We start from the raw sequence: 13,196 nt of genomic DNA, 5'->3' as shown, positions 1-13,196 counted from the left end.
TTCATTAATATTCATATTTTATGGGCTTAACTTAGCCGGCGGAAGCAGCGGAGAAAAGCTCTTTGGGTGTTTGATAGCCAGTTTGCCGGCGCGGTAAATTGTTTAGCTTTGACTCAACTGCTTGGATATCATGAGGACCCAAAATATCCATGGATAGACCCTTGGGTACATCGCGGCGGATCATTCGATTATGCGCTTCGTTAGTCCCACGCTCAGAGGAACGATATGGATGGGCATAATAAAGGTCAGCGACACCGGTAAGTACAGCGCCAACTTCCGAGAACTCAGCGCCATTATCGGCAGTAACTGACTTCATGATTGATCCGTATTCTTGACAGATCTTGGCCAGCTCATAGTTGACCGAATCGGCATCACGACCATCGATCAAACGTAGAATTTGGCAGCGGGATTGACGCTCGATCAGCGTTAAGATCACACTCTCTTGACCGTTGCGCTTGCCCACCACGGTGTCCAATTCGAAATGGCCAAACTCTTGGCGCTGGTCGATACTTTTAGGCCGTTCATCAATACTCCGTCCGGCCAGACGCTTGTGCTTGATCGAGTGATGATGTTTGGCACGGTGGCGCGTTTTTTCGAGTAGATCAAGATTACGGACTTCAAGTAACTGGGCATCAATATAGTGGTATAGCGTCTTGGTCGAGACCATCTCCTCAGGTTGATATAAGCCTTCAAGTTTGGCCCGTCCTACTGTTGCATCAGGCGACCAACCATCTTGACGCAAATGAGTCGTAAAATAGTCGATAAAATCAGCGACACCGACGAGTTTCAAAGGTCGATGACAGTGGGCTCGATTAGCTTCGTACTTAGCTTGTGCTGTTTCTGGTGAGTATACAGCGTAATATTGGCGTTGACCATTCACTTTTTTTACTTGGTCGATCTCGCCGCGGCACAATTCATTATTGATTGTTTGATGACAAACATTAAGCGCTCTGGCAATTGCACGATTGGAATAGCCTTGGCTGTGCAGCGTAGCAATTCTGCCTCGTTCAAACGAAGTTAGGTGCTGACCTTTTTTTCTGACTGTGGTATTCTGTTCTTGCATCAAGACAATAACCTCTTTCATTGTTTGTGTAGGAACATCAATGATAACAGAGATTTGTCTTGGTGTTTTTTATTTTATCAATTAGCTAAAAGTATTTGGCTAACTTGATTATAAAACGCGCGAAACAAATTCAGCATCATATTCTTGCTTAATTTTTGCTCGAATAAGAAATCCTGCAAAGTATACATCGCCATCTGAAGCCACATACTTATATGTCTTTCCAACACTTGCTCCAGTTCTTGCAAAAAGCATATCTCCTTCGGACAGTTTGTAATTTTCAGCGTTAGTTAAATCCAAATCCGGAGATGTCAGACTATCAGTATTAAATAAATGCGAATCGTCATCAATATCGGTAATACGAATATACTTGTTTTCACCATCATATTCCGTGGCAGCAGCATTAAGTCCATAATCAAATCCATCTGCAACTTCTCCCAACTTACGCTGTTCCCAAGCGTCAGCAAACCCTGAAAATCTTAATTGCGGGAACTTGCTACCATTTTCGGGAAATAATTTCTGCAAATAGCCCTGTTTAAGTTTCTTAAGCTTAGCTAACTTACGCTGATGAAGAGCGATAGTGTTATCTAGTTGTTTGAAGAATAATCCTATTTTTTGTTGTTCATCCATAGTTGGATAAGGAATGGGCATTTCAACAAAGACCGAGTCCTTAATTGCAAAACGATCGGCACGTGCTCCTGAGTCACCATTGAGTTCCATGAATCGATGCCAGTAGACAGTATCAAAATATTTTTCAAAGTAAGTTTTGTCGATGTCATGGGTACGGAAAACATAATATAGTGGTGACATTACGCCAGTTCTACCTAATTTATTACGTTTAATTGGTCCCACTGGAGCAAAATTTGAAATACGAGGATTGTAGACAAAGTCATCGTTTTTAACTACATAATAACCATCAAGGTTTTTAGCGTTAGAAATATCTTTATCAAAAAAATCACGTTGATTAATAATTCCATATTCTGCTGAGTTGGTAAAAGTTTCTGTAAACTCACCGGTTGTATTTTTTTCTTTGACCTTATCGGAAATATCACCAAGCTTACGCTGTTCCCAAGGGTCAGTGAATTCAGGAAATCTTAATTGCGGATATTTAGCTTGTTTAGCATTCATTGTGAGCCTCCGGTTTTGACTGGTCATTAACGTGAGTGGCTACTAACTGGCTAGCTAATTCGTTAAAGGCTTGTTCATTCTGACTGATTTCCTCGTCCAGTTGCCTTAGATCAGCTTTGACTTGGTCCAGATCAATCTCGGGTTCCGGTTCAAATGTATCAACGTAGCGCGGAATATTTAAGTTGTAGTCATTCTCCTTGATTTCCGCCGGTGAGGCCACGTGGGCATATTTATCGACATCTTGCCGTTTTTGATAAGTCGTCACAATTTTTTGAATATTCGCTGCCGTTAGCTGATTTTGATTCTTGTCCTTTTCAAATTCCCGAGACGCATCAATAAATAAGACGTCGTCAGTGGTTTTATGTTTCTTTAAAATCATGATCAACGTTGGAATACTGGTGGAATGAAAGATATTAGCGGGTAGCCCAATAATGGCATCAATCCGGTTATCCATTAGAAGCTTTTGGCGAATTTTGCCTTCCTTAGCCCCTCGAAATAACACGCCATGGGGTAAGACAATGCCCATAGTCCCGTGTTCTTGCAGATGATAAAAACCGTGCAGCAGAAAGGCAAAGTCGGCTTTAGATTTAGGCGGTAAGACGCCATAGTCGCGGAAGCGGGGATCGGACAAGCGTTTGTCACTGTTATCCCAGTGCGCCGAGTAGGGTGGGTTCATGACGACTGCATCAAATAAGTAAGGTTCGTCAACCGGCCAATCTTTACTTAACGTGTCGCCATTGCGTAAGTGCATATCGTCATATGAGACGCCATGTAACATTAAGTTCATTCGGGCCAGGTTATAGGTCGTGGTGTTCAATTCTTGACCGTGATAACTCACTAAACTGGGATTTTGCACGTGCTGTCCGACATTCAATAGCAGTGAACCGGACCCAACTGCTGGATCATAAATAGTTCGAACTTGGCGGTCACCCGCATTACGCTGATAAGTCACAATCTGCGCAATAATGTCGGACACCTGCCGCGGAGTGTAAAATTCCCCCGCCTTCTTACCAGAATCACTGGCAAATTGCGCAATTAAGTATTCATAGGCGTCACCTAAGACGTCGCCTTGATGATGAACGAGATCAATCGCATTCAAAGCTAACATGGTATCACTAATGGTTTGGTTCCGTTGTTGTAAAGAACTGCCCAATTTACTACTACTTAAATCCACATCGGCAAACAAGCCCGAAAAGTCTTGTGCTGACGATAGATTTTGGGTCGACTGTTCCAGATCATGAAGTGCTTGGGATAAATCATCTAACGCAAAAGTATGGGCTTGAATCTTGCCAATCAGGGTGGTGTACAACGCTTGTGGTTGAATTAAATAGCCGAGCGTGTTTTGCAAATACTCCACTAAACTGGGCTGCACCGCGACGCCTTCCAATTCAAACTGAGGATCCATATACTGAGCATATTTCTGAGTGACATTTTCGGTTTCACCCGCCCATTCACTAAAGGTCGTTAAGGTTTTCTCGGATAGAAACCGATAAAAAATTAACCCTAATAAATAATTTTTATATTCAGAAGCGTCCATTTTCCCGCGTAAGACATCGGCCGCATTCCATAGGGCGCTTTCAAGCTGACTAGCTTGGGTGTTTTTTTCTGACATTGTTTAACCTCACTTATTTTTGTAGATAAATTGCTAAATCGTGTTCAATAAACTGCCGCCAAGCGTCCTGGGACTTAATCCGGTATAGTGGCAAAATAGCTGGAATCTTCGGTCCATTGGCAGCTTGAGCTTGTAAGGCCGCTGCTAAATTCGCTGACTGCGTTAGTTCTTGTTCATGATGCCATTCATCAGTCCCCACGGTGTGTTCACGCGCCACCCGCAATAGGGCTGTTTGATCTAAGCCCCACGTGTGGGCGAATACCGACGTTTTTTTGACCAATTGTTTCTGGGCGTAATCAGCCACCAACTCCCGAGCATTCAACGCTACTGGCGCTTTATTTTGGTCACTCTGTTGCTGAAACTGTTGCATTTGTTGCTCAATATAGGGCATGGCTTCGCGAATTAATTGAGCCTGTTGCGGTTGCGTTTCCGCTAATTTATTCAAACTAGCCTGTACTTTGGCACTATTTTGCAGGTAATCGGTCATATGCGCTTGGGCTTGATCAGGCGTCGTGTACTGTTGCTGTTCATCAATCCAGTCTTGAATTAATTGCGTCAAATAATCATAGTCCACCAAGACAACTGAGCCAACGGCTAGGGAAAAGTCTAAAGCCGCTAATTCTTCTGGGACTTTCTCAGGTTCTTGGTTAGTAACCGCCGCTTTAATCCGCAGATATTTACCCGTATAGGATTCTACTTCGGGCTGAGCGATACCAAAGGCCTTTTCGCTGTTCTCCCAAGTAAAATCATTGTACATCGATAGCGAGTTCAATTGTTGATTCACTTGGCGAAAGGCTTTCACAAACTGTACCTTGGCCGTAGTTCCTTTCAGGTCATCGGCCGCCGTTGGCGTCGGGGCAATGGCTTTTAAATCGACCACAGCCTTTTGAAATTTTAAGACAGCCTGCTGATAAGTGGGACGAATGATGACATTAAAGGAGCCTTCGCCACTATATAACTTGTAAGCTTCACGTTCATTAGCTTCCATGATTGCCGGCACCCGAAAGGTCACAATTTGACCCTCTTGTTTTAATTCCCGGTTTTGGAGCCGGTTGGTGCGTGAGTAGGCTTGAATGAGTTCTTGATAGGCTAAGGTGCGGTCAACAAAGAGCGTGTTTAGCCGAGGGGCATCAAAACCCGTTAATAACCGCCGCACCACAATCACTAAATTAATTTCCTGATCCGGTTTCAAATGAGCAAAGACCGCCTCACGCCGGGCGGCCCGTTTCGCGACATCTTCGTTATAGAGATTCAAATCAGTTAAATCAAAATTAGTGTGATACTGCCGATTATAATCTTTTAAAATAGTGGCCATTTGGTCATGCTTTTGCGCACTCTGATCTTCGTTTTCACTTAATGAATAAGTAATCGCAATGCGGGGCCAATCAGGATCCAGCTGATTGTGAGTGGCCCTTTTAGCGGCCTTAAAGGCTTGATAATAGCGTTGCGCCATTTCAATGGAACTGGTGGTCAAAATAGCATTATAGTTGCCATGACCCAAACTCGTTTTACGCGGGCCTTTTTGTAAAATATATTGAACAACTTGTTGGATATGTTCATCAGTCTCAAAGTCAGCCGGAGTTAAATACGTTTCTTCCAAGTCCTTCACTGACATCGCTTGAATCTTGGCTTGAATTTTTGCTTCATCAGCTGTAATCAGCAGGCGGCCTTGCTTATCACGACGCGCTTTGACGCGCTGGGTTTCTTTTTCGAGAGCCCGGGTTATTAACGTGTCTTTGCCAATCGTCGTTACGTGTTCCACGTTAAACGGTAACACGGCTTGGTCCTCTAAGGCGTCTCGCAAGTTATAAACGTGACAGACTTTACCAAATAGCTCCTCAGTCGTAACCGCTAGATCACCCTTAAGCTGTTTTTTATTTTCATTAAAGATGGGGGTGCCGGTGTAACCATACCAATTGCTATTGACAAATGCTGCGCGAATTTCCTTTTGCATCTTACCAAACTGCGACCGGTGGGCTTCGTCAACAAAGAAGATCACCCGTTGTTTTAAGGTCTTACTAAAACGGGATTGCTTGCCGGTTGCCAACTGGGCTTGCGTTTTTTTGACCGCCCGATGGAGTTTTTGAATCGAGGTGACCAAGACCTTACCATCATTTTGTTGCAACTTACGCATTAAATCACCGGTATTTTGCGCTTCGTTAATGGCAATATCATCATTGGCAGCATAGGCACTAAAGTTGCTAGTCGTCTGTTCGTCTAAATCTCGCCGGTCAACTAAGAAGATGACCTTATCGACACCGGGATCTTGCGCAGCTAATTTAGCGGTTTTATATGAGGTGAGTGTTTTACCAGAACCCGTGGTATGCCAAACAAAGCCATCTTGATGGTCGTGAATCCGGTGCATCACAGCTTCAATCGCATAAATCTGGTAAGGCCGTAAAAGAATTAAGCTCTGCCGTTCTTGGTCGATGACCGTATATTCACTGACCATTTTGTGGGCCATGGGAATATTAAGAACCTGGCGTGTGAACGCTAGGCCATTTTCCACGGGGTGATTATCCCGCGTTCGCCAATTAAACAAAAAAGCTTTATTGAAATGATCCGGTTCGGCATTCGCAAAGTACGCCGTACTATCCGGTGTCATAATCACAAACATTTGCAGTAGTGAGTAAATCCCCGTATATTTACCTTCTTGCGCGTATTTTTCAATTTGATTAAACGCCTGGTTAAGTTCGACCGTGGCTTTTTTTAGTTCCAATTGAATTAAGGGTAACCCATTAATTAATAGGGTTACGTCAAACCGGCGATCAGGATCGACATCTTGAGTACCAGCTAACCGTGGTCGCACTGCTTGCCGGACCACTTCATAACTAGATTTACCGCCAGCAACGTCCGCTTTCCAAAACAACTCCAGCGTCACCGTGCCCAGCTTAGCATCATCGCGTTCAACTTCAACTTTGCCAATGCCATTTTCGGCGGCTAGTAATTTAGCCGCTTCGTAAGGTGTTCGGACTTCAACCGCCCGTTTAACTTGACTAAATTCAGTATCCGTTAAGGGGTGTCCCTGCAATTTAGCATAGTTATTGTTGTTTAATTTATCACGGAAATTAGTCCATAATTGATCCGGTGTTGCACCGTACAGGTCTTTTCGTTCCACCCATTGATTATTCCCAGTCGTTAGGGTTTTAACAACTTCTTTTTCAAACGACAGTTCCAACATAAAGACAGTCCTTCCCCCACTTTTAAGTTACTCACTAGTTTATTATACGCGAATTGCTTGGCATTTAGGCTTCATAATTTAATGTAGCAGGAATTCAACAAAGCTATTTAGGGTATCAAATCATCAGTACAAGATGAAGCCCAGCAAATAAAGCGTTAAGAAAAGACGGAGAGCTAATCTTTATAGCTTCTCCGTCTTTTTGTATGCCACATTGCGAATTTCTTGCAGTGGGACAAAACAATCAGAATCAACCACAATATCATTAGCATTGTAGCCATGAATCAAAGTTGTTATATCCGGCAAATGGCGGTTATTTTGGTCAACCGTTTTTAGCTGAATCGTTACCAGTTGTTGACTTTGATATGCGTCGGCCAACACTTGCGTCAGTTCTGCTAAGGATTGCTGCGGTCGTGGTACATAGACTGCATTCAACTGCTGGTTTTGTTGATTTAGCGCGGCGGTATGATCGGACAAATAGAACCCCTGCCATTTCATCATGCCCCGGTCGTGATAATCATGTTCAAAGAAATGTTTAACCGTATCTAAGTCAAAGTCTTGGTTATTCAAGGGGCACCCGCTTTCGTTGAATTAACTTTTCACTTTTAGGCCAGCGTTCACCAGTAAAGCCAACAAATTCGATCGTTAGTTTGATCTTTTGTCGCAAAGCTTTTAGTAGCATCTCTAAATCAGCTAAATCATAGTGTGCTAATTTATGTAAAGGAACGGATTGCAAGCGTTCGTTAGTCCGTTGGCTGTTAAAAAATACATTGTAGGTCTGATCGTAAGGATCGTTAGCGATCATCAACCAGTAGCGGGTGCGTGACTGGCGCTTAAACAGCAAGGTTAAGCGTCCCATAATAATTTCTACATCGTTATTCATAGCTATTGCCCCCATTATGACCACCGACGAGTGAAGCACGCTCAATAGCCGTACCGCCCCTTAACAAGCTGGTGGCATAAACTAACTTCGTGAAGCCAAAGCGGCGATGAATTTCATCAATCACTTGGTTTAACCGACTAGCCTTAATCTGGGTACTTGCCGGCTCAAATAAGCTAAGCTGTTGGCCGGTGTTGGCACTTAATTTGCTGCTATAAACCCCAATATTTCGGACAGCTTGACCGTCCCAGTTTTTGCGGAACAACCATAACAGTTGTCGAGTTAAAATCTGATTATCATTGGTTGGTTCAATTTTCAAAGTCTGATGAAAGCCACCGCGGCCATCGGCTGCGGCCGCAGCGTAAGAAAAGCCAATGCTTAGCGACAGACACCCCGCCATTTTATGGTGGTGTCGTAACCGAGCAGCCACTTGTTCGCCAATTTCTTTAATGACCGTTTCAATTTCTGCTTGGTGAAGATAGTCCCGTGGCAATACTTGTGAATTTCCGAGACTTGCTGATTTGACCTTAGCGGGTTCCGTAACCTGTGCTCGATCAATTCCCCAGGCCGTGGCGAACAATTGGGTGCCAATAAGCCCCATGGCTTGTTTCAACAAATAAGGGTTGGCATGGGCTAACTCGTACATGTTGTGAATAGCTAGGCGGTTTAGCCGTTTAGCTGTCCGTTCACCGATACCCCAGACAGCAGTTAAGTCATTGATCGTCCAGATTTTTTGAGGGACAGTCTCATAATGAATTTCACCAATAAAGTCAGCGGTATGCTTAGCATACACATCAAGGGCAAGCTTAGCTTGGGTCGGATTATCACCAATGCCAACGGTGGTGTATAAGCCTAATTTTTGCCGCACCGTAGTTTGAATCAACCTTGCTACTTCACGGACAGACTGTCCAAAAAGCCGCCATGAATGGGTCATATCCAAAATACTTTCGTCAATTGAATACGGCCAAACTTCTTTTTCAGTCGTAAACTGGTGGAAGATTTGGTTAATTTGCAAGTTACGTTCGATATAGAGATTCATGCGTGGTGGAACAACCCACAGACGCGGATCATTAGGTAAATCACGTTTACGTGAGACATTAGCTTTGATATGAAATAATTGCTTGGCTTCAGGTGAAGTAGCCAAAATTAGGCCACCATTAGTATTTTTAGCCTCACTAAGGACAACTAAGGGCACTTTTAAGGGGTTCAGTCCCCGGGCAACAGCTTCACAACTAGCATAGAAGCTTTTGTTGTCGATTAGAAAGAACACGCCATGCGGTTCATCAGTAAACAAGTTGATCACTTCCATTAGCTTTTAACCCATATTTTAACACAAAAGCAAACATGTGTTCCCTTAAAGTGCTAGAAATCTGATTTAAAATTGTCGAAAGTCAGTCATAGTCATGCTATAATATGGTTAAGAGAAAGGAAGCCCCGCTGATAACAGGACTTCCCATGTAGAGCCGTTTAAGACGGTGACAAATTTATACAGTTTAAATAACCGCTAGCTTGCCAGAGCTAAGGCGGTTATTTTTTTTGCTGACTTTTAATCAGCTCAACAATTAATGCGATCAAGGCTACGATAAAGGTACCGAAAGCCAGCATTAATTGTAAAGCGTCCGCAACGGACACTTAGGCTACTCCTTTCGTTAGGATTTATGGGCTTTAAGGGTTTAACACCATAAGCACCACCTCCGATCGGAAATAGCCACCGCCTTAACTTCTCTACAAGCTATAATTATACAGTAAAATTAAGGGGCTACCAAGTTTAGTAAAAGACAAAAATAGCGCTTATAGAACAAATCCTTTGAAGAAAAAAACGACCATTAGGGTATACTCTAGTGGCCGTTTTTAATTTCGTGATGTAACTAGATTTATAGATGTTCATTAGGAGTTTCCAAATTAGACCCTGTAACAGGAATAATAGAGAATGGCAGCGACACAACTTAATAATTGTGGCCTGCTTTTTTTTAATCTATAGCTGAAAGTGGCAAAACATCATAATGTATGCTTATAAGCCATTTATTAATGTGAGTAACGAAATTAGTAGCCGTAAGCTATTAACGAAAAGCTTCGTTAACTCATTTTTTAGGCTAATTGAACGCAAAATAAGTAACCTAAATATTAATCGCATTAGTATCTCTAAACTGAAGTCCTACTCGTGATATGAAAATCCTACGTAGATCAAACAATCCCTCAGACCTCACTCAAATAATCGTCCGTTAAAAATAACGAACGTGTGCTCAGATGACGCTTATTTAACAGCTATACCAACCGATTTTTAATATTAATTACTGTCTGCACCGATACACCGGTTTCAGCTGCAATTGCACGATAGCTAATTGGGGCACCGGTTGCTTTGTTTCTTAATTGATCGACGATACGGCGGTAGATAAACCGTTTTTGTGGGTTAGGTGCGTCTGCGGCGTAAGCGGGCCGCGTCCCTCGATATTTCCCATTAGCTTTGGCGATTTCAATTCCTTGACGCTGGCGCTCACGAATTTTCTTCCGTTCCGTTTGGGCCATATAAGCTAGCAGTTCGGTTAACAGGTCAAACATAAATTTATCCATATCTGAATCGCCAGTGCGCATAGAAAGAAATGGCGCATCTAAGACTTCCATCTTAACTTGTTTGTCCCTGATCTGCTTGATGATATCACTGGCATCATCATAGTTACGACTCAAACGATCCAAGGACGCAATGACCAGCGTATCGCCCTGTCGAACATACGCAATGGCCGCCTGCAATTCTGGTCGATTCTCAGTTGATTTTCCCGATTGCTTTTCTTCGAATATTTTTTCACACTCAGCTTTTTTAAGTGCTTTGATTTGACGTGCTAAATTCTGATCAGTTGAACTAACTCGGGCATACCCAATTTTCATCACGACTTCTCCTCTCGGAATTTGACCCTACATTATCGGTAACAGATTAGACACTCAAATTAGACATTTTTAACAGATTCAAGAATCGCTTACCGTGCCCGATAGAATCTCAGTTTTTTCCTATATTCTTAGTATAACGTTTATTGTCCATTTAGGGTACACTCTGAATTTACAACTTTATCCGGATTAACTTGTAATTTGCCATTAGGTGTATTATTATGAATAACGAATAGTGACTGATTTAATTATAATTAAGGAGATAGTCAAATGAAAAACAACAAAAAAATCCTTTCTGCATTAATTGCGGTTACGTTTTTAGGGATGTCGTCTATTTCAGCTTATGCGGATAGTAATACAACGACAGGAACGGATAAAACTAGCACAGGTGTAGCTGTGAAAGACGGGACGCTATCGATTGATTCTGTGCCTTCTAGTTTGGCTTTTTCTAGTACAGTAGATGATATCGCTAATAATACGTCAACGAGTGCCAATACGACAACCTCTGATGAGTTAAAAACTACTGATGATCTAGGCAATGGAACAGACACTCATTGGACTTTGACTGCTACTCCATCCAAACTTTCTTATACTGATAGTAGTAGTAAGTCTCATGATTTGTCTGTTGCCTCACTAACCCTTGGTGGAAAAACAATCACTACCTTAGATGGAACAACTGCAACTACTGTGGCCACAGGGACTGACGAGGGAACTACCTCAACACCGATTTCCTCTTCAAATACATCAATTGATTTAAACCAAGATAAACAAGTTTATGGGCAAAGCTATACAGGAACAATTACTTGGACGTTGACTGAAAATGCAGGTACCACAAGTGCAGCATCTTAATAAATGGACTAAAATGATATTAAATACTTCAAAATATAAGTTGCTGGTTAGAATAGGGGCCTTATTAATTGTTTTGATAGGGTTCCTATTTTTTGATAACAAGGTTGCCTTTGCTATAACTAACTCTAGTTATAGTTATTCAGTTAAGGTGAAAGGGCAAAACGGTAGCTCCTCCATCGAAAAAACAGTATCGCCTAAACAACGTCTTCACGTAAAGCTTTTGTTTACTAACAGAAGTAGTACTAGACAAATAGTTAATGTTGAATGTAATACAGCATTTACGGGTGATACTGGTAATATTCAGTATAACCATACGAACGTAAAATCTAAGTTCTTGAGTAATACTCGGTTTAATAAGTTAGTGACAGGTCTTGGAACGGTTACGTTACCTGCTAATAGTACAATCGAAAAAAGCTATACAATCAAAATACCTAATCAGAAGTTTAAGGGTGTTATTGTTGGTGGATTTTATGTTAAGCAGATTTTAAATAATAATACTACTACCAAAACATCTAAAAAAAGGGCCGTTATGGGATACAAGAATGAAATTGCATATGCTATCCCTATTGTCTTAAATGAAAGCAATAAAATTATTCATACAAAATTGGTTTTAAAAAAAATTAGCTCTAGTGTTATCAATGGTAATGCGCTTGTATTGGCTAAAATAGCAAATGTTACTCCAACAGTATTTGGCCAATTATCAGTACATACCCAAATCATTAATCTAAAAAGTAAGAATGTAGTTCTTACATCCAATCAAAGCAACATGTCAATGGCTCCGCTTAGCCAATTTAATTATCATATACTATTAAATAAAAATCTTAAGTATGGAAATTACATTTTGCAAATGTCTATGCACTCTGGAAAGCGCCATTGGAAATTTAGCAAAGTATTTAGTGTTAGTAGGCAAGTTGCCAACGCTACAAATACCCATAGTCATCATAAAAATAGTAACTCTTGGTGGGTGCTAATTATAGCAGGAGTAATAGTTGTCATCCTACTTGTAATCGGTGCTTATTACTTGGGTAAAAGAAACCCTAGTAGGGGAGGATAAATCGTTAGGGTGTTTGCGGAAATGATTTTACCAAAATTGGATGTAAGCTGATTCCTGAGACAACTTTTAATAGAGCGTATAATGAATAAATCGTCTCTCAAAAGGAAAGAATTTTTACATGCCAACTCGTTACGACAAAGAATTCAAACAAAACATCATCAACCTATATGGTAGATTGTAAAATTAATCCGAACACTGTTCGGACAAAAAAGATCAGCTTCCTTTAAAATGGTGTTTACCACAAACCCATTTTTTAGGAGCTGATCTTTTGTCTAGTATAACCTATTCTGAACGAATTAAAATTGAAACCTTTTGTGAGCTAGGACTGACCAATATCCAAATGGCTGAGCGGTTAAAACGATCGCCGTCTACGATTTCTTATGAATTATCTCGTTGTCAACCTTATCAAGCTGAATTAGCACAGGCCAACGCTGAATATAAACGGGCGCATTGTGGCCGAAAAACTAAACTGAATGCCAAATTAAAGCAAACCATTCTAAACGGTAGCGTCAAGAATCTTGTGTAAATGAAATGCCTTCGTACATATAATATGTA

11 protein-coding genes and 1 pseudogene are annotated in these 13,196 nt (G+C 41.6%); 3 read left to right on the top strand and 9 right to left on the bottom strand.

Annotated elements, in window-relative coordinates; genetic code table 11:
* Positions 1–31: 31 nt before the first annotated feature.
* The 9 genes from AC6H04_RS08105 to AC6H04_RS08065 form a co-directional block, all read right to left on the bottom strand.
* Positions 32–1,063, bottom strand: coding sequence for an IS30 family transposase (locus tag AC6H04_RS08105; protein ID WP_165442612.1), 1,032 nt, complete (start codon positions 1,061–1,063; stop codon positions 32–34).
* Positions 1,064–1,171: 108 nt separating this feature from the next.
* Positions 1,172–2,188, bottom strand: a complete 1,017-nt coding sequence (locus AC6H04_RS08100; RefSeq protein WP_497571206.1) for a restriction endonuclease subunit S — start codon at positions 2,186–2,188, stop codon at positions 1,172–1,174.
* Positions 2,178–3,800, bottom strand: a complete 1,623-nt coding sequence (locus AC6H04_RS08095; RefSeq protein ID WP_497571205.1) for a type I restriction-modification system subunit M — start codon at positions 3,798–3,800, stop codon at positions 2,178–2,180. Before AC6H04_RS08095 ends, AC6H04_RS08100 begins: the two co-directional genes overlap by 11 nt.
* 13 nt (positions 3,801–3,813) lie before the next feature.
* Entirely contained in the window at positions 3,814–6,981 is a 3,168-nt protein-coding gene (locus tag AC6H04_RS08090) for a type I restriction endonuclease subunit R (protein ID WP_497571204.1), read from the bottom strand.
* A 180-nt stretch (positions 6,982–7,161) separates the two neighbouring features.
* Positions 7,162–7,548 carry a hypothetical protein gene (locus AC6H04_RS08085; protein ID WP_497571203.1) on the bottom strand — a complete coding sequence of 129 codons (387 nt, stop codon included), beginning with the start codon at positions 7,546–7,548 and terminating at the stop codon, positions 7,162–7,164.
* Positions 7,541–7,861, bottom strand: coding sequence for an acetyl-CoA carboxylase (locus AC6H04_RS08080; RefSeq protein WP_167803187.1), 321 nt, complete (start codon positions 7,859–7,861; stop codon positions 7,541–7,543). Before AC6H04_RS08080 ends, AC6H04_RS08085 begins: the two co-directional genes overlap by 8 nt.
* The gene (locus AC6H04_RS08075; protein WP_497571202.1) at positions 7,854–9,167 is read right to left on the bottom strand and encodes a Y-family DNA polymerase; all 1,314 of its coding nucleotides are present in this window, start codon (positions 9,165–9,167) and stop codon (positions 7,854–7,856) included. The genes AC6H04_RS08080 and AC6H04_RS08075 overlap by 8 nt, the downstream gene beginning before the upstream one ends.
* Before the next feature lie 218 nt (positions 9,168–9,385).
* On the bottom strand, positions 9,386–9,490 hold the full coding sequence (locus tag AC6H04_RS08070) for a putative holin-like toxin (protein ID WP_016378676.1): 105 nt from the start codon (positions 9,488–9,490) through the stop codon (positions 9,386–9,388).
* A gap of 633 nt (positions 9,491–10,123) precedes the next feature.
* Positions 10,124–10,741: a recombinase family protein gene (locus AC6H04_RS08065; protein ID WP_014216312.1), complete on the bottom strand. Its 618-nt coding sequence runs from the start codon at positions 10,739–10,741 to the stop codon at positions 10,124–10,126.
* Positions 10,742–11,008: 267 nt separating this feature from the next.
* Between AC6H04_RS08065 and AC6H04_RS08060 the strand changes: the two genes are divergently transcribed.
* The 3 genes and pseudogenes from AC6H04_RS08060 to AC6H04_RS08050 all read left to right on the top strand — a co-directional run.
* Positions 11,009–11,587, top strand: a complete 579-nt coding sequence (locus tag AC6H04_RS08060; protein ID WP_089109984.1) for a hypothetical protein — start codon at positions 11,009–11,011, stop codon at positions 11,585–11,587.
* Complete coding sequence (locus AC6H04_RS08055) at positions 11,559–12,641, top strand: DUF3324 domain-containing protein (RefSeq protein ID WP_089109985.1); 1,083 nt, start codon at positions 11,559–11,561, stop codon at positions 12,639–12,641. The genes AC6H04_RS08060 and AC6H04_RS08055 overlap by 29 nt, the downstream gene beginning before the upstream one ends.
* A 268-nt stretch (positions 12,642–12,909) precedes the next feature.
* Positions 12,910–13,143, top strand: a pseudogene (locus tag AC6H04_RS08050) (helix-turn-helix domain-containing protein); the annotation flags it as partial.
* Between the last annotated feature and the right edge of the window lie 53 nt (positions 13,144–13,196).

It is taken from the genome of Secundilactobacillus sp. MJ173 (assembly GCF_059704265.1).
Note: the sequence above shows the minus strand (reverse complement) of the source record. Positions and strands in the feature narration are given on the sequence as shown.

Bases quoted from the DNA above. Each gene is read 5' to 3' on its own strand.
- AC6H04_RS08105 (WP_165442612.1), bottom strand. From the start codon at position 1,063: ATGCAAGAACAGAATACCACAGTCAGAAAAAAAGGTCAGCACCTAACT.
- AC6H04_RS08100 (WP_497571206.1), bottom strand. From the start codon at position 2,188: ATGAATGCTAAACAAGCTAAATATCCGCAATTAAGATTTCCTGAATTC.
- AC6H04_RS08095 (WP_497571205.1), bottom strand. From the start codon at position 3,800: ATGTCAGAAAAAAACACCCAAGCTAGTCAGCTTGAAAGCGCCCTATGG.
- AC6H04_RS08090 (WP_497571204.1), bottom strand. From the start codon at position 6,981: ATGTTGGAACTGTCGTTTGAAAAAGAAGTTGTTAAAACCCTAACGACT.
- AC6H04_RS08080 (WP_167803187.1), bottom strand. From the start codon at position 7,861: ATGAATAACGATGTAGAAATTATTATGGGACGCTTAACCTTGCTGTTT.
- AC6H04_RS08075 (WP_497571202.1), bottom strand. From the start codon at position 9,167: ATGGAAGTGATCAACTTGTTTACTGATGAACCGCATGGCGTGTTCTTT.
- AC6H04_RS08065 (WP_014216312.1), bottom strand. From the start codon at position 10,741: ATGAAAATTGGGTATGCCCGAGTTAGTTCAACTGATCAGAATTTAGCA.
- AC6H04_RS08060 (WP_089109984.1), top strand. From the start codon at position 11,009: ATGAAAAACAACAAAAAAATCCTTTCTGCATTAATTGCGGTTACGTTT.
- AC6H04_RS08055 (WP_089109985.1), top strand. From the start codon at position 11,559: ATGCAGGTACCACAAGTGCAGCATCTTAATAAATGGACTAAAATGATA.